The sequence below is a fragment of the Streptomyces sp. NBC_00190 genome (genome assembly GCF_036203305.1).
In the GTDB taxonomy this organism is placed as follows: Bacteria; Actinomycetota; Actinomycetes; order Streptomycetales; family Streptomycetaceae; genus Streptomyces.
Map to the genome: position 1 here is coordinate 4,888,196 of NZ_CP108131.1, position 19,746 is coordinate 4,907,941.

Consider the following 19,746-nt stretch of genomic DNA (forward strand, 5'->3'; position numbering starts at 1 on the left):
CCAGTCCCGGGGCCGGTCGCTCTATGGAGGTTTACGTCACATGGCACGCACCGAGAGCGGCATCCCGATCGAACCCGTCTACGGCCCCGGCGATCTGACGGGGCGGGACCCGGAGACCGAACTGGGCGTTCCGGGTGATTTCCCCTACACCAGGGGGATTTATCCGACGATGTACACCGGCCGGCCGTGGACGATGCGGCAGTACGCCGGATTCGGCACGGCGGCCGAGTCCAACGCGCGCTACCGGCAGCTCATCGCGGGCGGCGGGACCGGCCTGTCCGTCGCCTTCGACCTGCCGACCCAGATGGGTCACGACTCCGACGCCCCTCTCGCGCACGGCGAGGTCGGCAAGGTCGGGGTCGCGGTCGACTCGCTCGACGACATGCGGACCCTGTTCGACGGGATCCCCCTCGACCGGGTCTCCACCTCCATGACCATCAACGCGCCCGCCGCGCTGCTCCTGCTGCTCTACCAGCTGGTCGCCGAGGAGCAGGGGATCGAGGGCGCGCAGCTGACCGGGACGGTGCAGAACGACGTCCTGAAGGAGTACATCGCCCGCGGGACGTACATCTTCCCGCCCGAGCCCTCGCTCCGGCTCACGGCCGACACCTTCCGCTACTGCCGGGCCGAGATCCCGAAGTGGAACACCATCTCCATCTCCGGCTACCACATGGCCGAAGCGGGGGCCTCGCCCGCGCAGGAGGTGGCCTTCACCCTCGCCGACGGCATCGCGTACGTCCGTACGGCCCTGGCGGCCGGGATGGCGGTCGACGAGTTCGCGCCCAGGCTCTCCTTCTTCTTCGTCGCCCGCACCACCCTGCTGGAGGAGGTCGCGAAGTTCCGCGCCGCCCGGCGGATCTGGGCCCGCGTCATGCGCGAGGAGTTCGGGGCCCGGGACCCGAAGTCGCTGATGCTGCGTTTCCACACCCAGACGGCGGGGGTCCAGCTGACGGCACAGCAGCCCGAGCTGAACCTCGTACGGGTGGCCGTGCAGGCACTGGCGGCCGTACTGGGCGGCACGCAGTCGCTGCACACCAACTCCTTCGACGAGGCCATCGCGCTGCCCACGGAGAAGTCCGCCCGCCTCGCGCTGCGCACCCAGCAGGTCCTCGCGTACGAGACGGACGTGCCGCAGACGGCGGACCCCTTCGCCGGCTCGTACGCGGTGGAGCGGATGACGGACGACCTGGAAGCGGCCGCGCTCGACCTGATGCGGCGGGTCGAGGCGCAGGGCGGCGCGGTGGCCGCGATCGAGGCCGGCTTTCAGAAGGGCGAGATCGAGCGGAACGCCTACCGCATCGCGCAGGAGACCGAGAGCGGGGAGCGGGTGGTGGTCGGTGTGAACCGTTTCGCGCTGGAGCGGGAGGAGCCGTACGAGCCGCTGCGCGTGGACCCCGAGATCGAGGCGCGACAGTGCGCGGCGCTGGCCCGGCTGCGGGCGGAGCGGGACGGGGCGGCGGTGTCGGCGGCGCTCGCGGCGGTTCGGGAGGCGGCCGGGGGGACGGAGAACGTGCTGTACCCGATGAAGGAGGCGCTGCGGGCCCGGGCCACGGTGGGGGAGGTGTGCGGGGCGCTGCGGGAGGTGTGGGGCGCGTACGAACCGGCGGATTCCAACTGGTGAAATCGATGACGCGACAGGTGTAACCCTATGGGACACTCCTGCCCATGCTGGGTGTGACAGATCTTCCGACTTATCTCGCCGGCCTGGTACTGATCATTCTGCTGCCGGGGCCGAACTCGCTCTACGTGCTGTCCGTCGCCGCTCGCCGCGGGGTGCGTACCGGGTACAAGGCCGCCGCGGGGGTGTTCACCGGCGACGCCGTGCTGATGCTGCTGACCGCCGTGGGCGCCGGGGCACTGCTCAAGGCGAGCCCGCTGGTCTTCACGGTGGTCAAGTTCCTCGGCGCCGGGTACCTGGCGTGGCTGGCCGTGGGCATGATGCGGGGCGCCTGGGCGCTGTGGCGCACGCGCCAGGCGCGGGCCGAGGAGGAGGCCGGCGCCCCCGCCGACCCGGGCGAGACCGAGCGGCCCTACCGGCGGGCGCTGCTGATCAGCCTCTTCAACCCGAAGGCCATCCTCTTCCTGATGTCCTTCTTCGTGCAGTTCGTGGATCCGTCCTACGCCCACCCGGCCCTGTCGTTCCTGGTCCTGGGCGGACTGCTGCAGACGGGCAGCTTCCTGTACCTGACGCTGCTGATATTCGGCGGCACCCGCCTCTCGGCGGCCTTCCGCCGCCGCAAGAGGCTGTCGGTCGGGGCCACCTCGGCCGCGGGCGTGCTCTTCCTGGGCTTCGCCGCCAAACTCGCCGTCAGCTGAGGCCGTCACCGCAGGCCCGTCACCGCAGGCCCGTCAGCCGAGGACGCGGCGCAGCCTCCGCGCCACCCGCCGCACCGCCCGGCTCCGCGGCAGGAACGACAGCTGGGCGGGGATGCCGCCCGGCAGGCCGAGCGCGGACAGCCGGCGGCGGGTGAAGTAGCGCCAGGTGCTGGTGGTCAGATGCCGGGCCAGGTAGGCCTCGGCCACCGGGCGGCGCGCCGCGAGGATCTGCGGCTGCATGGTGAACCCGACCGCGGTCAGCAGCCCGGCCGACTCCGCCCGGACCCGCTCGGGCGTCGGGGGAGTCCAGGAGCGCACCGCCTCCGCGTCCGCGAGGTCGGGGAGCAGCGCGTCCACCAGGACCAGCGGGACGCGGTTGCTGTTCGGGTACGGGGCCAGACGGGCCAGTACGGCCTCCGTACCCGTCCGCGCCACCGGCAGCCCGTACAGCGTGGCCGCGGTCAGCAGACCGGTGGAGAAGCAGCCGGCCACCAGCGCCGGGCGCAGCCGCTGGTAGAGGGCCTCGGCCAGGACCGGGGTGTCGATCACGGTGAGGCGGGCGCCGAGCCGCTCGGCCTCCGCCTCCGCGCGGCGCGAGTAGGCGGCCGGGGCGCTGGGGTGCGGCTTGAAGACCAGCTCGGTGTGGCCCAGGGCGTGCGCGCCGCGGACCATCGAGACGTGCAGCTCCTCCTCCTGGTCCGGGGTCATGAGGTCGAGCGCCGAGAGGTACTGGCCCAGCAGCAGCGCGGGGGACTCCCCGATCCCGTCCAGGTCCGCGTCGTGCGAGGGCAGTTCCGCCAGGACCTTCAGGAACGGCTCCGAGGGCACCAGCTCGACCCGTACCCCGAACTCCGTCAGCAGCAGCGGCTCCAGCCCCGGCACCAGGTCCAGGTGGAGTACGCGCCGCACCCGCATCCCGAGCTGCGGGTCGAGGCGGAAACGCGTGGGCCCGTAACTCATCAGGCCGTCCGCGTAGACGTCGACCGCCGCGCCCGGGAAGAGCCGGCACAGGGTCTGCGCGGGCGGTACCTGGAGGGACTCCACGATCAGCTCGACGCGGTCCTCGCCCAGACCCCACAGGGCGCGCAGCTGCCGCTCCCACAGCGGGACGTCCTCCGCGCGCGGGGCCCAGGTGCTCGGGTGCTGCGGCTCGATGACGCGGTTCCAGTCGAGCACCTCGTCGAAGCGGGTGCGCAGGGCGGCGAAACCCGGCATGTCCGCGATGCCGGGGCTGACCTCGGCGGTGACGGAGTGGTTGCTGGTGAGCAGGATGCGGCGGTCGGCGGACGGGAAGGAGCCCGCGTCGATGCCGGCCGCGAGGGTGGCGGCCCCGTAGAGGGTGGAGGCCAGGAAGATCTGTGTGGGCATCAGGCGGCCGCTCCCGACGTGCTGCGGCGGCGGCCGCGCACGCGGCGCAGCAGGGTGGAGCGTTCCGTGTCCATCGAGTCCAGGACGTGGTCGAGTACGTCCTGGGGCATGCGCCCGAGCGCCGCCGTGCTCATCGATCGGAGTTTTCTGGCCACGGCCGGTTCGTACCTCTCGACGGCACCGAAATGGTGCGCGATGATCGCGCAATATGTTCGGACGGCTTTCGGAAGAAGGAGATCGGATTCCCGGTCCGCAAGGACGTCCGAGATCACTTGATCGAATGCGCGGATGAAATCGAGCTGCCGTTCGTCACCGATTTGCGTCAACGAGGTGGCGACCCCGCGGCGGTAGAAGATTCCGGGCAGTCCGACCGCGGCGAAGGACCGGGCCTCCCGGTGCAGCCGCCAGATCCACGGCCGGTCCTCCGCCGTCCGCAGCCCGTCGGTGAAGTGCAGCACCCCGCGGTCCAGCAGCCGCCGGTGGTACATGCCGGCCCAGGCGTACGGGTAGTCCACCGAAGTGGCCCGGTCGGCCGGCAGGATCGCGGTGCGCGGATCGGCGACGACCGACTGCGGCCCGTACGGAACCCGCTGCACGCTGCGGGACCTGCCCGTGCACTTCACATGGTCGGTACGGACGAAATCGCAGTTCAGGGCCTCGATGGCGGCCAGGGTCCGGGCCAGGTGGCCGGGGGCCAGCCAGTCGTCCCCGTCCAGGAAGGCCACGTATTCGCCGCGGGCCGCGTCCAGGCCGGTGTTCCGGGCGGTGGCCAGGCCGCCGTTCTGCCCGTGTCTGAGGTGCACCGCCCCGGGCAGCTCGCGCGCGGCCCGCTCCAGCAGGCCGGGGGTCCCGTCCGTCGAGCAGTCGTCGACGAGCAGGAACTCGAAATCGTCCCGGGCATTGAGTTCGAGACTCTTCAGGGCATCCGGTGCATATGTCTGCACGTTGTAGAACGGCACGACAACAGAGAGCTTGGGCACCTGCGAGACATTAGGGCGCCGTTCGGCATTAACCATGGCCCGGATGCGGATTCCACATGAACGAAGCGGGGCGGACGCGTTAACCCGGGCTCTTTCGCATTCAGTCGACGCGTTGTTAACCCGCTGTTGTGCGTTCGTTGGGCCGATCACCGAAATTGCGGAATAGCTTCTGCCGCGTGCCAGAACGCAAACGCGTCGCCGTACTCGCCGATTCCGACACGCGATGGAAATGGGGCGCGCTCACCGCCCGCCGTCTCGTGCCCGACCACCAACTCGCCGGATACCTGCTGCGCGGCCGAGCCACACCCACCGCGCGCCAGCTCGGCGAAGTGGGGGTCCAGGGTGACCGGCCGGCCGAGGTGACCTGCGCCGAATTCCTCGCCGAGATCGGGCGGGAGCAGTACGACGTGGTCGTCCTCGCCCTCGTCGGCGGGGCCGTCCAGGCAGTCCTGCACGGGGCCCGCGCCCTGTGGCCCGAACCGGCGGCCCGCCCCGTCCTCGTCACCGGCTACGTCGGCGTCGTGTACGAGAAGCTCGCCGACGGGCTGCTGCTGCGGCACGGCGCCGACCTCGTCCTCGCCAACTCCCGGCACGACGCCGAGCGGTTCCGCGCCGTGTACGAAGGCGTTGGCGCGGACACCGGCGCCGTCACCGAGACCGCGCTGCCCTTCCTCGGCGGGGCCCCGTACGAGCCCGCCGGGAGCCGGACCCACACGGTGGTCTTCGCCGTCCAGCCCTCCGTACCCGAGAGCCGCGCCGACCGCGCGTACCTGCTGGAACGGGCCGCCGGGCACGCGCGGCTGCACCCGGAGCGCGAGGTGCTGATCAAACTGCGCAGCAGGCCGGGGGAGCACACCACGCACCTGGAGGAGCAGCCGTACCAGCGGCTCGCCGCCAAGCTCCCCGGCGGACTCCCGCCCAACTGCCGACTGGTGTACGGGAACATGGGCGAGGTCCTGGACGGTACCGACCTGCTCGTCACCGTCTCCTCCACCGCCGCCCTGGAGTCCCTGAACCGGTCCATCCCGACGGCCGTCCTCACCGACCTCGGCATCCGCGAATCCCTCGGCAACCACCACTTCCTGGGCTCCGGCTGCCTGGCCTCCTGGGACCAGCTCGACGCCGGTCTGCTGCCGCAAGGGGACCCCGAGTGGCTCGCGGCCCAGGGCGTCGCCGGAAGCGGGGACCCCTACGCCGCCGCCCGCGCGAAAGCCGACGGCCTGCTGGCCGAAGCCGAGCTCCCGCCCGTCGCCCCGTACTACACGCTCACCACCGCCCCCCGGTACCTGCCCGGGATCCTCGCGCGCCAGCACCTCGCGCCCGACGGCACCGCGCTGCCCGGCGCGGTGCGGCAGACGGCCGGGCAGTCCCGGCTGCGCCGCCGGCTCCGCGCCCACCTGCGCGAGGCCGCCCGCGGGGCCTACCGGCACGGCGTGCAGCGCGTGGCCCCCGTGATCCGCCGGATGGGAGAGCTGTGAGCCCCCGCGTCCTGGCCGTCATCCCCGCGCGCGGCGGCTCCAAGGGAGTGCCCGGCAAGAACCTCGCCGAGGTCGCCGGCATCCCGCTGGTCGCCCGCGCCGTCCAGGCCTGCCTCGCCGCGCCGACCGTCACCGACGTGGTGGTCTCCACCGACTCCACGCAGATCGCCGCCGTCGCCCGGGCCGCGGGCGCCGACGTGATCGCCCGCCCCACCGCGATCTCCGGCGACACCGCGAGCAGCGAGGCAGCCCTGCTGCACTCCCTCACCACCTTCGAGGAGCTGCACTCCCTCACCGTGGACGTGGTCCTCCTCGTCCAGTGCACCAGCCCCTTCCTGGCCGCCTCCGACGTCGAGTCCGTCGCCGCGGCCGTCGCCTCCGGCGCCGCCGACTCCGCCCTGACCGTGGCCCCCTTCCACGGCTTCCTCTGGCGGGAGGACCCCGACGGAGCCGGGACCGGCGTCAACCACGAGACGACGTACCGCCCCCGGCGCCAGGACCGCCCCCAGGACCTGCTGGAGACCGGCGCCGCCTACGCCATGGACGCCCCCGGCTTCCGTACCGCCCGCCACCGCTTCTTCGGGCGCATCCTGCCCGTCGCCACCGACCCCGCACGGGTCCTGGAGATCGACGACCCGCACGACCTGGAGCGCGCCCGCCTCCTCGCCCCACTGCTCGACGTACGACCCGACCCGCAGCCCACGCCCCGTGACCCGGAAACACCCCGTGACCCGGCAGCACCCCGCACTCCCGCACCCCCGCACCGAAGGACGTCACCTGCCATGACCGCCTCCCCCAACACCCGCCTGCGCACCTTCGGATCGCGCACCGCGGGCCCCGGCCGGCCCGTCTACGTGGTCGGCGAGATCGGCATCAACCACAACGGCGACCTCGGCAACGCCTTCGCCCTGATCGACGCCGCCGCCGAAGCCGGCTGCGACGCGGTCAAGTTCCAGAAGCGCACCCCGGAGATCTGCACCCCGCGCGACCAGTGGGACATCGAGCGCGACACCCCCTGGGGCCGGATGACCTACATCGACTACCGCCACAAGGTCGAGTTCGGCGAGAGCGAGTACCGCGCCATCGACGAGCACTGCGCCAAGCGCGGCATCGACTGGTTCGCCTCCCCGTGGGACACCGAGGCCGTCGCCTTCCTGGAGAAGTTCGACCTCCCCGCCCACAAGGTCGCCTCCGCCTCGCTCACCGACGACGAGCTGCTGCGTGCCCTGCGCACCACCGGCCGCACCGTCGTCCTGTCCACGGGCATGTCCACCCCGAAGCAGATCCGCCACGCGGTGGAGGTGCTCGGCAGCGACAACATCCTTCTCTGCCACGCCACTTCGACGTACCCGGCCAAGGCCGAGGAGCTCAACCTGCGGGTGATCAACACCCTCCAGGAGGAGTACCCCAACGTCCCGATCGGCTACTCCGGCCACGAGACGGGCCTGCAGACCACCCTCGCCGCCGTCGCCCTCGGCGCCGCCTTCGTCGAGCGCCACATCACCCTCGACCGCGCGATGTGGGGCTCCGACCAGGCCGCCTCCGTCGAGCCCGGCGGCCTCGCCCGCCTCGTCCGCGACATCCGCACCATCGAGACCGCCCTCGGCGACGGCGTCAAGCGCGTCTACGAGTCCGAGCTCGGCCCCATGAAGAAGCTCCGCCGCGTCCAGGGCGAGCTCGCCGCCGTCTGACCCGGCCCGCGGTCCGGCGCGTACGAGATCCCGTCCCCTGCCGAGGAGTACGTGATGCCCACTTCAGCCACCACCCTGGCTTTCGTCGAGAGCCCGGTCCAGCTCCTGAACGTGCTGGAGTGGGCGTACGCGCACGGCCGCGCACCCCGCGGCCCGCTGCTGGACGGGGTCCCGCGCCAGCCGGCCGGGGGCTCGGAGCGCCCGGCCGGGGCCGCCGCCGCACCCGCCCTGCGGATCGTCGTCCTGCCGCCCACCGACCCGATGTCCCGCGGCCAGCTGCGCCGGATGGCGGCGCTCGCCCGGGACGAAGGCCACGAGGTCCGCTGGCAGGAGGCCCGCGGGGGCCGGCTCGCACCCCTGAAGGCGCTCGCCGCGCTGTCCCGCGACGTACGCGCGGCGCGCACGGTCGTCGTCGGAGACCCCTTCTCCCGCTACGTGCAGCTGCTGCTGACCCTCGTGCGGGCCGAGGAGCTCGTCGTGGTCGACGACGGCACCGCCACCATGGAATTCATCGCCCAGACGGCCCGCGGCGAACGGCTCGTCCGCTGGCACCGGGTCGGCGGCGGAGGACTGCCCGGCCGGGTGCGCGAGCTCGCGTACGCGCCGGTCTCGGCGACCGCCCGGCGCCGCTTCAAACCGGGCAAGGCCACCGGCACGGGCGCAGCCCGGCGCGTCGAGGTGTTCAGCTCGATGCCCGTGACCGCCCACGGCGCGATGACGCTCCGGGTCAACGACTTCGCCTGGACCCGCGCCCGCTTCGGCCCGCCGCGCCTGACCAAGGGCACCGACCTGGTCGGCACCTCCCTCGTGGAGACCGGAGTGGTCGACCCGGCGTGCTACCTCGACGCCGTGCGCGCCCTGACCCGGGAGCACGGCGCCACCCGGTACTTCGCGCACCGCCGGGAGTCCCCGGAGAAGCTGCGCGCGCTGAGCGAGGCGACCGGGCTGGAGATCGTCCGCCCGGACCTGCCGCTGGAGCTGATCGCCCGGCGCGGCCCGGTCGGCCGGACGATCGTCAGCTTTCCGTCCACAGTCGTCCACACCCTGCCGTACGCACTGACCGGTACGGGCGTCACGGTCGCCGTATGCGATATCGACCCCGCCTGGCTGACCGGGTCCGCGTCGCCGCGCGCCCGCGGGTTCCTCGCCGGGGTCACCGACACCGCCCGTGATGTGCGCAGACTGCCCGCTCAGGCGGCTCCGGCGGCCGGGTGAGCGCGCGAGTTTACCCCCGGGCGCATCCGGTCATGCGTCCAGAGGCCGGGTTTCTTTCCCCTAACGGCATGAACTTTTCGTGATCCCCGGCCAGTTGACCCATGGGTGCGCCTACCCTTCAACAGGTGACCCAGTTGATGTCCCGCGAGTCCCAGACCGACCAGCCCTCCGTGTCCGAGCGGCCTGAGCTGCCAGGCAAGCTTCCGGACCACCTGCGTGCCGAACTGATCGCCTTCCGCCGGGACTTGCACATGCACCCGGAGCTCGGACACCAGGAATTCCGCACCACGGCGGCGATCAAGGCCCGGCTCGAAAAAGCCGGCCTCCGACCACGGGTGCTGGCGTGCGGCACGGGCCTGGTCTGTGACATCGGGACCTGGGACCGGGGGCGGCCGATGCTGGCCATGCGCGCGGACATCGACGCCCTGCCCATTCCGGATGCCAAGACGCACGTCTCGTACCGCTCGATCTACCCCGACCGCGCCCACGCCTGCGGCCACGACGTGCACACCACCGTCGTCCTCGGCGCCGGACTGGTGCTCGCCGAGCTCGACCGCCAGGGTCTGCTGCCCCGCCCCGTGCGGCTGCTCTTCCAGCCCGCCGAGGAAGTACTCCCGGGAGGCGCCACCGAGGCCATCGACGCGGGGGTCCTGGACGGCGTGGGCAAGATGATCGCCGTGCACTGCGATCCGCGGGTGGACGCCGGGCGGATCGGGCTGCGGCCCGGGCCCATCACCTCGGCCTGCGATCGGCTGGAGATCAGCCTCTCCGGCTCCGGCGGGCACACCGCGCGCCCGCACCTGACGACCGACCTGGTGACGGCCGCCGCCCGGGTGGCCGTGGACGTCCCGGCCCTGCTGACCCGCCGGATGGACGCCCGCTCGGGCATGTCGGTCACCTGGGGCCGGATCGAGGCCGGGCACGCCTGCAACGTCATCCCCATGCACGCCGAGCTGTCCGGAACCGTACGGTGCCTGGACCTGAACGCCTGGCACGTCGCCCCCGACATGATCCACGCGGCGATCGACGAGGTCGCGACCATGCACGGGGCCAAGTTCGAGATCAACCACGTCCGCGGGGTGCCGCCGGTGGTCAACGACCCGGTGGTCACCGAACTGCTCCGCGAGGCGATGTCGGTCCGGCGCGGCGCCGAGTCGGTCGAGGACACCGAGCAGAGCCTGGGCGGCGAGGACTTCTCCTGGTACCTGGAGCACGTCCCGGGCGCCATGGCCCGCCTCGGAGTGCGTACGCCCGGTGACACCGCGAAGCACGATCTGCACCGCGGCGACTTCGACGTGGACGAGTCCGCGATCGCCGTCGGCGTGGAGTTCTTCACGGCCGCCGTGCTGCTCGACGGGCGCCGGGCAAGGCCGATCGGCTGAAGATCGGTACAACATCCGCGTGTCGCCCGTCGGACGTGTCCAGCCCTTGGTACACAAGGGCTGGGTGCAGGACCAGTTACCGATCGGTCACTGTCCGGTTCGCGACGATCCGATAACGACTCATGAACGGGCCTTTAACTGACATCTACGCGCGTTACGATCGCCGCGAAACCAGCGCCGGTCGTGGCGCTTCGGTCAGGTTTTGAAGGAGCCTCCCCTTGCGCCGGATCACCAGGATCGCCACCGTGGGCATCGCGTCCGCGGCGCTGGCCCTCTCGGCTACCGCCTGTGGCGGAAAGAAGTCGTCGGACACCAGCTCTTCCCCGTCGGCGGGCGCTGCTGCTGCCAGTGCCGCCATCGCGTACGACATCGGTGGCCGCGGCGACCAGTCGTTCAACGACGCCGCCTTCGCGGGTCTCGAGAAGGCCAAGAACGACCTCAAGATCAAGACCGCCGAGGCGGAGCCGACCGACGGCGAGGGTGAGGCCGACAAGGTCCAGCGCCTCACCGAGCTTGCCCGCAAGGGCAACAACCCGGTCATCGGCGTCGGCTTCTCGTACGCCCCGGCCATAAAGAAGGTCGCGCCGAAGTTCCCGAAGACCACGTTCGGCATCATCGACGACACCTCGGTCACCGGCGAGAACATCGCCAACCTGGTCTTCAACGAGGAGCAGGGCTCCTACCTGGCCGGCGTCGCCGCCGCCAAGGCGTCCAAGACCGGCACGGTCGGCTTCATCGGCGGTGTCGAGGTTCCGCTGATCAAGAAGTTCGAGGCGGGCTTCACCCAGGGCGTCAAGGACACCAACCCGAACGCCAAGGTGCTCAGCCAGTACCTGACCCAGCCGCCGAACTTCGACGGCTTCTCCAAGCCCGACCTCGGCAAGGCCGCCGCTCAGGGCCAGCTCGACGCCGGCGCCGACGTGATCTACGCCGCCGCCGGTCTCGCCGGCTCGGGTGCCATCGAGGCCACCGCGGGCAAGGGCAAGTGGGCCATCGGCGTCGACTCCGACCAGTACAACCAGGCCGGCCTGGCGAAGTACAAGGAGCACATCCTGACCTCGGTCACCAAGGACGTGTCGGACTCGGTCTTCAACGTGATCAAGTCGGTCCAGGACGGCAAGCCGCAGACCGGTGAGATCCGTTACGGCCTCGACAAGGACGGCGTCGGCCTGGCCGACTCCAACCCCGAGTACAAGAAGATGGCTGACGTCACCGCCGCGGTGGAGAAGGCCAAGGCCGATATCATCGCCAAGAAGATCACCGTCAAGACCGCGCCGTAAGGCCGTTCCTGACATGTAGTCGTGGTCTCGGGGTCCGGGGAGCGGTGTTTGCCGCTCCCGGGCCCCGAGCTACGTTCTGCACAACAGAGTTCGTGTTGCTTGTGGCCAGTTGGTCTCAAGTTTTCACATCCGACAGTGCTACGCGCGTAGAAGCATCGTGGACGCGATACTTTCTCTCCCCGCCCTGTCCTCCTGCCTGCCTCCGCTCCTTCCGCGCCAAGGAGAGTGCGTCATCAACGCGTCCAGCCCGCCCCCCGCCGTAGAACTGCACGGCATCACCAAGCGCTTCCCCGGCGTCGTCGCCAACAAGGACATCGCGATCACCGTCCGCAAGGGCACGGTCCATGCCTTGATCGGCGAGAACGGCGCCGGCAAGTCGACCCTGATGAAGATCCTCTACGGCATGCAGAAGCCGGACGAGGGCACCATCGCCGTCGACGGGGAGCAGGTCTCCTTCCACAGCCCCGGCGACGCCATCGCCCGCGGTATCGGCATGGTGCACCAGCACTTCATGCTCGCCGACAACCTCACGGTCCTGGAGAACGTGGTTCTCGGCGGCGAGAAGCTGTACGGCATCGGTGCCAAGGCCCGCAGGAAGATCAAGGAGATCTCGGACGCGTACGGCCTCGGCGTACGTCCCGACGCCCTGGTCGAGGACCTCGGTGTCGCCGACCGGCAGCGCGTGGAGATCCTCAAGGTCCTCTACCGCGGTGCCAAGATCCTCATCCTCGACGAGCCGACCGCCGTGCTCGTGCCGCAGGAAGTGGACGCGCTCTTCGACAACCTGCGCGAGCTCAAGGCCGAAGGCCTGACCGTCATCTTCATCTCGCACAAGCTGGGCGAGGTGCTGAAGGTCGCCGACGACATCACCGTCATCCGCCGCGGCACCACGGTCGGCACCGCCGACCCGAAGACCGCCACCACCAAGCAGCTCGCCGAGCTGATGGTCGGCGCGGAGCTGCCCTCGCCGGAGACCCGCGAGTCGACGGTGACGGACGTCCCGATGCTGAAGGTGGCGGGCCTGACGCTCGCCGCGGGCGACGCCGTCGTCGCCGAGCCGGAGATCCTGGTGCGCCAGGAGCCGGCGGACTCGGCCCTCTACGAGCACGTCGAGGCCGGCCGTCTCCTGCTGGACGACGTCAGCTTCACCATTCACAAGGGCGAGATCCTCGGCATCGCCGGTGTCGAGGGCAACGGCCAGACCGAGCTGATCGAAGCCCTCATGGGCATGAACTCCGCCGACACGGGCGTGATCACGCTGGACGGCCGGGACATCACCAAGGCTCCGGTGCGCGAGCGCCGCACGGGCGGCATCGGCTACATCCCCGAGGACCGCCACCGGCACGGCCTGCTGCTGGAGTCCCCGCTGTGGGAGAACCGCATCCTCGGCCACGTCACCGAGGCGCCCAACTCCAAGCGCGGCATCCTCGACCTGAAGGCGGCCCGCAAGGACACCGAGCGGATCGTGCGCGAGTACGACGTGCGCACCCCCGGCATCGAGGTCACCGCGGCCTCGCTCTCCGGCGGCAACCAGCAGAAGCTGATCGTCGGCCGCGAGATGAGCCACAACCCCAAGTTCCTCATCGCCGCCCACCCCACCCGTGGTGTGGACGTCGGTGCGCAGGCGCAGATCTGGGACGCGATCCGCGACGCCCGCCGCGAGGGCCTGGCCGTCCTCCTGATCTCCGCCGACCTCGACGAGCTCATCGGCCTGTCCGACACGCTGCGCGTCATGTACCGCGGCCGCCTGGTGGCGGACGCCGACCCGGCGACCATCACCCCGGAGGAGCTCGGCACCGCCATGACGGGCGCCGCTTCCGGGCACCTGGAAGCAACCGACAACCACTCCGCCGCCGGTACCGAGGCCGGTACCGATGCCCCGGAGGACGAGGCCCGATGAAGAAATTCGACAAGGACCGGCTGATCCTCGGCATCGCCGGGCCGGTGCTGGCGCTGGTCAGCGCCTTCCTGCTGACCATGATCGTGCTGGCCGCGACGGGCATCGACCCGATCGAGCCCCTGCGCCTGATGGTGGAGAACGCCGGCTACGAGGACGTCCAGGTCCTCATCGTGAACCAGGCCGGTACGTACTACCTGGCGGCCATGGCCGTGGCCATCGGCTTCCGGATGAATCTCTTCAACATCGGCGTCGACGGTCAGTACCGCCTCGCGGCGATGCTCTCCGCCGTGGTCGGCGCGGCCGTGACCCTGCCGGGCCCGCTGCACCTGCTGCTGATCGTCCTCGTGGCGATGCTCGTCGGTGCCTTCTGGTCGGGCATCGCCGGTGTCCTCAAGGCCAAGCGCGGCGTGAGCGAGGTCGTCTCCACGATCATGCTGAACGCCATCGCGACCAGCCTGATCGCCTGGCTGATGCTGACGAAGAACCTCGGTGTCCAGCTGGAGGGCTCCAACGACCTGACGACCGGCGACATCGCCGAGTCCGGCTGGTTCCCGGCCCTGACGATCGGTGACGGCCTGGAGATCTACGGCTTCACCTTCGTGGCCTTCGCCCTCGGCATCGTCTACTGGTTCGCGCTCAACCGGACCCGCTTCGGCTTCGACCTGCGCGCCACCGGCGCCAGCGAGACCGCCGCCCAGGCCTCCGGCGTGGACGCCAAGAAGATGATCATCACCGCGATGCTCATCTCCGGCGCGGTCGCCGGCCTGGCCGGCATGCCGCAGCTGCTGGGCGAGACGCACACCTACAACCTGGCCTTCCCGACCGGTGTCGGCTTCACCGGCATCACCATCGCGCTGCTCGGCCGCAACAACCCGGTCGGCATCTTCTTCGCCGCGTTCCTGATGGCCTTCATCGACAAGGCCTCCGCCTCGCTCGACCAGGCCGGGTACGCGAAGGAGATCGGCACGATCATGAAGGGCCTGATCGTGCTCGCGGTCGTGGTCTCGTACGAGCTCATCCGCCGTTACGGCATCCGCCGCCAGCAGCAGAAGGTCGGCGAGGAACTGGCCGCGGGCCACGCCATCAAGACCGATAAGGAGGTCGCGGCGTGAGCACCAGCACTGTCTCCGCGACGGCCGCCGCACCGAAGAAGTCGGGCGGCCGCAAGAAGCTCACCCTGCCCTGGATCATGCTGATCATCGCGGGCGGTCTCGCGCTGCTCTCGCTGGTCCGCGTGATCAGCGGGGCCAACGACCTGACCTCCGCGGGCCAGGTCTCCGGCGCCCTCTCCCTCGCGGTGCCGATCGGCCTCGCCGGCCTCGGCGGCCTGTGGGCCGAGCGCTCGGGCGTCGTCAACATCGGCCTCGAAGGCATGATGATCCTCGGCACCTGGTTCGGTGCCTGGGCCGGCTTCCAGTGGGGCCCGTGGACCGGTGTTCTCGCCGGTGTCATCGGCGGCGCCATCGGCGGCCTGCTCCACGCGATCATCACGGTCACCTTCAACGTCAACCACATCGTCTCCGGTGTGGCCATCAACATCCTGGCGCTGGGCTTCACCCAGTACCTGTCGAACTTCACCTTCGCCGACGCCCCGGGCGGCTCCTCCAAGCAGTCCCCGCAGGTCGAGCCGATCTACAAGATCACCGTGCCAGGGCTTTCGGACTGGATGGCCGATCTGCAGGGCAAGCACTGGTTCTTCATCTCGGACCTCGCCGGCGTCATCGGCGGCCTGGTCACCGAGCTGTCGCTGCTGACCGTCGTCGCGCTGCTGCTGATCCCCGGCACCTGGTGGGTGCTGTGGCGCACGACCTTCGGCCTGCGGCTGCGCTCCTGCGGTGAGAACCCGGTCGCCGCCGAGTCCCTCGGCGTCAACGTCTACAAGTACAAGTACATCGCGGTGATCGTCTCCGGCGGGCTCGCGGGCCTCGGCGGCGCGTTCCTGTCGATCGTCGCCAGCCCCATCTACCAGGAGGGCCAGACCGGCGGCCGCGGTTACATCGGTCTCGCCGCGATGATCTTCGGTAACTGGATGCCGGGCGGCATGGCGCTCGGTGCGGGCCTGTTCGGCTTCATCGACAGCCTCAAGCTGCGCGGTGGCGCCCAGAACGTCCACGCGATGCTGCTGCTGATCGCGATCCTGCTGCTGCTCGTCGGTGCCTGGCAGCTGTACAAGAAGAAGTACGTCCAGGCCGGTGTCTCGGCGGTCTTCGCCGCGCTGCTGTTCCTCTGGTACGCGACGACCGACTCGGTGCCGAGCCAGTTCGTGGACGCGGCCCCGTACCTGACGACGCTGCTCGTGCTCGCGCTCTCCGCGCAGCGCCTGCGCATGCCGAAGGCGGACGGCCTGCCGTACCGCAAGGGCCAGGGCAAGTGACGGCGGTGCACGCCGTCGACTGGGAAGCCCTGCGCCAGGCGGCCCGGGACGTGATGTCCCGGGCGTACGCCCCGTACTCGGGCTTCCCGGTCGGTGTCGCCGCGCTCGTCGACGACGGCCGCACGGTCGTCGGCTGCAACGTGGAGAACGCGAGCTACGGGCTCGGCCTGTGCGCCGAGTGCGGCCTGGTCTCCTCCCTGCAGGCCACGGGCGGAGGCCGGCTGACGCACTTCACCTGCGTCGACGGCCGGGGCGAGATCCTCGTCCCGTGCGGCCGCTGCCGCCAGCTACTGTTCGAATTCGGCGGACCGGAACTGCTGGTGGAGACCCCCAAGGGGATCCTCCCGCTGGCGGACATGCTGCCCCAGGCCTTCGGGCCGGACCACTTGAGATAGCCGTGTCGACGGCCCTTCGCCCCGCGGGGCGAAGGGCCGTCGTACTTCCCCGACCCCCTCTCTCTATGCGCGTAGAAGGAAGCACTTCATGGACGTCATCTCCGTCATCCGGACCAAGCGGGACCGCGGTGAGCTGAGCCCCGAGCAGATCGACTGGGTCATCGACGCGTACACGCGCGGTGTCGTCGCCGACGAGCAGATGTCGGCGCTGGCGATGGCCATCCTCCTGAACGGGATGAACCGGGCCGAGATCGCCCGCTGGACCGCCGCGATGATCGCGTCCGGTGAGCGCATGAACTTCGACTCCCTTTCCCGCCCGACCGCCGACAAGCACTCCACGGGTGGCGTCGGCGACAAGATCACGCTGCCGCTGGCCCCGCTCGTCGCCGCCTGCGGCGCGGCCGTTCCGCAGCTGTCGGGCCGCGGGCTCGGCCACACCGGCGGCACCCTCGACAAGCTGGAGTCCATCCCCGGCTGGCGCGCGCTGCTCTCCAACGAGGAGATGCTGCACGTCCTGGACACCACCGGAGCGGTCATCTGCGCGGCGGGCGACGGCCTGGCCCCGGCTGACAAGAAGCTCTACGCCCTGCGCGACGTGACGGGCACGGTCGAGGCCATCCCGCTGATCGCCTCCTCGATCATGTCGAAGAAGATCGCCGAGGGTACGGGCTCGCTCGTCCTGGACGTCAAGGTCGGCAGCGGCGCCTTCATGAAGAACATCGAGGACGCGCGCGAGCTGGCGCGGACCATGGTGGGCCTCGGCACCGACTCGGGCGTCAAGACCGTCGCCCTCCTGACGGACATGTCCACGCCGCTGGGCCTGACCGCCGGAAACGCGCTGGAGGTCCGCGAGTCGGTGGAGGTCCTCGCGGGCGGCGGCCCCGCCGACGTGGTCGAGCTGACCATCGCGCTGGCCAAGGAGATGCTGGACGCGGCGGGCATCAAGGACGCCGACCCGGCGAAGGCCTTGGCCGACGGTTCCGCGATGGACCACTGGCGCCGGATGATCGCGGCCCAGGGCGGCGACCCGGACGCGGCGCTGCCGGTCGCGCGCGAGCAGCACGTCGTTACCGCCCCCGAGTCGGGTGTGTTGACGCGCCTGGACGCGTACGGCGTGGGCGTGGGCGCCTGGCGCCTGGGTGCCGGCCGCGCCCGCAAGGAGGACCCGGTGCAGGCCGGCGCCGGCATCGAGCTGCACGCGAAGCCGGGTGACACGGTGACGGCGGGCCAGCCGCTGATGACCCTGCACACGGACACCCCGGAGAAGTTCGAGTACGCCCTGGCCTCGCTGGAGGGCACGTACGACATCGCCCCGGCGGGCACCTCGTTCTCCGCCACGCCGATCGTCTTGGACCGCATCGCCTGACCTGCGGCTTCTCCTTCGGGTGAACGGGACCGGTAGACCCTTGCCGGTCCCGTTCGGCATGCTGGGATCGGTGACGAACCGATTGAGGAGCATTCCATGAGCGCACTCACCGTCCAGCATGAGCCACAGGGTGGCGACAGCTGGGACGAGCTCGTCCGCCGCTGGGAGGCGATGGACTGGCCGGAGGGCTGCAAGGTGGAGATCATCGAGGGGATCATCACCGTGGCGCCACCGCCCGTGGGAAAGCACAGCCTGATCGCGGCCAAACTGCAGCGCTGCCTGATTTCAGCCATTCCCGAGGACTGGGACGTTCACCAGACCCTCGGGGTAGCTGTTCCATCGAGGTCGGGGCTCTACATTCCTGACCTTCTGGTGGCGCCTGACGCCGTGGTCGACGGCGCTCCGTTCATCCCGGCGGCGGCTGTTGAGCTCGCCGTCGAGGTCACCTCTCCGTCGAACGCCTCTCACGACCGCATCGCGAAGGCCGCCGGATATGCGCAGGCCGGTGTCCCGCTGTATCTCCTCATCGACGGCCATGCCCCCGGAGGCCCTACCGTCACGCTTTACGGCGAGCCCAGTGAAAACGTCTACCGGGTGCTCTGGGCCGGGAAGTTCGGCGACACATTCCGGCTCCCCGCCCCATTCGGCATCGAGATCGACACCTCCGTCTTCCCCACGCCGTGAGGCGAACGCCCGGCGCTCGATGAGTTCCGGCCGGGCAGGGAGTCATTCCTGCATGGAGATCACCCGACTCGTCCTGCCCGGACCCAGCCCGACCGCGCGCGACGCCGTGCTGCTGTGCGCCAGCCTGGCCCGGCTGTACGACGCCGGGGCGACCGCCGTGGTGTGCGACGCCGCCGCCGTCACCTCGCCGGGCCTCGCCTCCGTGGAGGCCCTGGCCCGGCTGCGGCTGACCGCCGGGGCCCGGCCCTTCCGGATCACCGGGGCGCCGCCGGCCCTACGTGCCCTGCTGGACCTCGTAGGACTCGTCGAGCTGCTCGGGGAGGCCGAAGAGCGGGAACCACCGGGCGGTGTCCAGGAAGGCGTTGAGCCCGACGATCTTGCCGTCTGAGATCTCCAGCACCTGGAGCGCCCACGGGGTGTGGCCCGTCCCCGAGGCGGCCGGCCGGTACTGGCCGAAGGCCGGCATGCCGTTCGCCGTGGTCGGGATCAGGCGGGAGCCCTTGCAGCCGATGCCCTGGTTCAGGTGCCAGGCCGCGATGTCCGCGTGGCCCTGGAGCCACAGGTCGAACGGCGGCATCGACAGCACCGCGTCCTCGTGCAGGAGCGTGGTGAGCCGCGAGATGTCGTACGCCTCGAAGGCGGTCAGGTACTGCTCCAGCAGCTTCGCCTGGTCCGCGTCCAGCGGGTCGGCGGCCTCGCTCTCGCGGATCCGGCTGCCGGCCAGCGTGGCCCGGGCCCGCTGCAGGGCGCTGTTCACCGAGGCCACCGTGGTGTCCAGCAGCGTCGCGACCTCGTCCGCCTTCCAGGCCAGCACCTCACGAAGGATCAGCACCGCCCGCTGCTTGGCCGGCAGGTGCTGGAGGGCCGCGACGAACGCCAGCCGTACGGATTCCTTGGCGAGGGCCATCTCCGCAGGGTCGGCGGTCTGCGGCAGGACCCGCCCGTCCGGCACCGGCTCCAGCCAGGTCACCTCGGGCCGTTCGTTCAGCACGGCGGAGGCCTGGTGCTGCGGGGCGGACAGGTCCATCGGCCGGGCGCGCTTGTTCCCCGCGTTCAGCAGGTCCAGGCAGACGTTGGTGGCGATCCGGTACAGCCACGACCGCAGCGACGAGCGGCCCTCGAACTTCTCGAAGCTGCGCCAGGCACGGATGTACGTGTCCTGCACCGCGTCCTCGGCGTCGAAGGACGAGCCGAGCATCCGGTAGCAGTACCCCGTCAGCTCGACCCGGTAGCGGTCCAGCGCGGTGTCCAGGTCCGTGCTGGTGGCGAGGTCGCTCATGTCCGTTCATCCCCCTGGTAGTTCCCGGTACTTCGGAA

The 19,746-nt window shown here is 70.7% G+C and carries 17 protein-coding genes and 1 pseudogene; 15 read left to right on the forward strand and 3 right to left on the reverse strand.

Annotated elements, in window-relative coordinates:
• Positions 1–40 precede the first annotated feature (40 nt).
• Both OG429_RS23670 and leuE read left to right on the forward strand, forming a co-directional pair.
• On the forward strand, positions 41–1,621 hold the full coding sequence (locus tag OG429_RS23670; RefSeq protein ID WP_328927272.1) for an acyl-CoA mutase large subunit family protein: 1,581 nt from the start codon (positions 41–43) through the stop codon (positions 1,619–1,621).
• Between the two features lie 44 nt (positions 1,622–1,665).
• Positions 1,666–2,316, forward strand: a complete 651-nt coding sequence (gene leuE / locus OG429_RS23675; protein ID WP_328927273.1) for a leucine efflux protein LeuE — start codon at positions 1,666–1,668, stop codon at positions 2,314–2,316.
• 33 nt (positions 2,317–2,349) lie between these two features.
• Here the strand turns inward: leuE and OG429_RS23680 are convergent, their stop codons facing one another.
• Positions 2,350–3,684, reverse strand: coding sequence for a polysialyltransferase family glycosyltransferase (locus OG429_RS23680; RefSeq protein ID WP_328927274.1), 1,335 nt, complete (start codon positions 3,682–3,684; stop codon positions 2,350–2,352).
• Positions 3,684–4,664, reverse strand: coding sequence for a glycosyltransferase family 2 protein (locus tag OG429_RS23685; RefSeq protein ID WP_328927275.1), 981 nt, complete (start codon positions 4,662–4,664; stop codon positions 3,684–3,686). The genes OG429_RS23680 and OG429_RS23685 overlap by 1 nt, the downstream gene beginning before the upstream one ends.
• 176 nt (positions 4,665–4,840) lie before the next feature.
• On the opposite strand from OG429_RS23685, the gene OG429_RS23690 reads away from it, so the two are divergent.
• From OG429_RS23690 to OG429_RS23750, 13 genes and pseudogenes are all read left to right on the forward strand, one after another.
• Positions 4,841–6,142: a DUF6716 putative glycosyltransferase gene (locus OG429_RS23690; protein WP_328927276.1), complete on the forward strand. Its 1,302-nt coding sequence runs from the start codon at positions 4,841–4,843 to the stop codon at positions 6,140–6,142.
• A pseudogene (locus OG429_RS23695) lies at positions 6,139–6,516 on the forward strand (acylneuraminate cytidylyltransferase family protein); the annotation flags it as partial. The gene OG429_RS23690 and the pseudogene OG429_RS23695, both read left to right, overlap by 4 nt.
• A 408-nt stretch (positions 6,517–6,924) precedes the next feature.
• A complete protein-coding gene (locus OG429_RS23700) occupies positions 6,925–7,833 on the forward strand; it encodes an N-acetylneuraminate synthase family protein (RefSeq protein WP_328930387.1) in 909 nt (302 codons plus the stop codon).
• A 54-nt stretch (positions 7,834–7,887) separates the two neighbouring features.
• Complete coding sequence (locus OG429_RS23705) at positions 7,888–9,048, forward strand: hypothetical protein (protein WP_328927277.1); 1,161 nt, start codon at positions 7,888–7,890, stop codon at positions 9,046–9,048.
• A 137-nt stretch (positions 9,049–9,185) separates the two neighbouring features.
• Positions 9,186–10,430, forward strand: coding sequence for an amidohydrolase (locus tag OG429_RS23710; RefSeq protein ID WP_328930388.1), 1,245 nt, complete (start codon positions 9,186–9,188; stop codon positions 10,428–10,430).
• A gap of 218 nt (positions 10,431–10,648) precedes the next feature.
• Positions 10,649–11,710, forward strand: coding sequence for a BMP family lipoprotein (locus OG429_RS23715; RefSeq protein ID WP_328927278.1), 1,062 nt, complete (start codon positions 10,649–10,651; stop codon positions 11,708–11,710).
• A gap of 232 nt (positions 11,711–11,942) precedes the next feature.
• Positions 11,943–13,610 (forward strand): ABC transporter ATP-binding protein, encoded by a 1,668-nt coding sequence (locus OG429_RS23720; protein ID WP_328930389.1) that lies wholly within the window; start codon positions 11,943–11,945, stop codon positions 13,608–13,610.
• The gene (locus tag OG429_RS23725) at positions 13,607–14,722 is read left to right on the forward strand and encodes an ABC transporter permease (RefSeq protein ID WP_328927279.1); all 1,116 of its coding nucleotides are present in this window, start codon (positions 13,607–13,609) and stop codon (positions 14,720–14,722) included. Before OG429_RS23720 ends, OG429_RS23725 begins: the two co-directional genes overlap by 4 nt.
• Complete coding sequence (locus tag OG429_RS23730) at positions 14,719–15,984, forward strand: ABC transporter permease (RefSeq protein WP_328927280.1); 1,266 nt, start codon at positions 14,719–14,721, stop codon at positions 15,982–15,984. The genes OG429_RS23725 and OG429_RS23730 overlap by 4 nt, the downstream gene beginning before the upstream one ends.
• Entirely contained in the window at positions 15,981–16,379 is a 399-nt protein-coding gene (locus tag OG429_RS23735) for a cytidine deaminase (protein WP_328927281.1), read from the forward strand. Before OG429_RS23730 ends, OG429_RS23735 begins: the two co-directional genes overlap by 4 nt.
• An 88-nt stretch (positions 16,380–16,467) precedes the next feature.
• Entirely contained in the window at positions 16,468–17,745 is a 1,278-nt protein-coding gene (locus OG429_RS23740) for a thymidine phosphorylase (RefSeq protein WP_328927282.1), read from the forward strand.
• A gap of 96 nt (positions 17,746–17,841) precedes the next feature.
• The gene (locus tag OG429_RS23745) at positions 17,842–18,429 is read left to right on the forward strand and encodes a Uma2 family endonuclease (protein ID WP_328927283.1); all 588 of its coding nucleotides are present in this window, start codon (positions 17,842–17,844) and stop codon (positions 18,427–18,429) included.
• Positions 18,430–18,481: 52 nt separating this feature from the next.
• Positions 18,482–18,817 carry an STAS domain-containing protein gene (locus tag OG429_RS23750; RefSeq protein WP_328927284.1) on the forward strand — a complete coding sequence of 112 codons (336 nt, stop codon included), beginning with the start codon at positions 18,482–18,484 and terminating at the stop codon, positions 18,815–18,817.
• Here OG429_RS23750 and OG429_RS23755 read toward each other — a convergent pair.
• A complete protein-coding gene (locus OG429_RS23755; RefSeq protein ID WP_328927285.1) occupies positions 18,704–19,708 on the reverse strand; it encodes a sigma-70 family RNA polymerase sigma factor in 1,005 nt (334 codons plus the stop codon). The two genes, OG429_RS23750 and OG429_RS23755, sit on opposite strands and share 114 nt — an antisense overlap.
• Between the last annotated feature and the right edge of the window lie 38 nt (positions 19,709–19,746).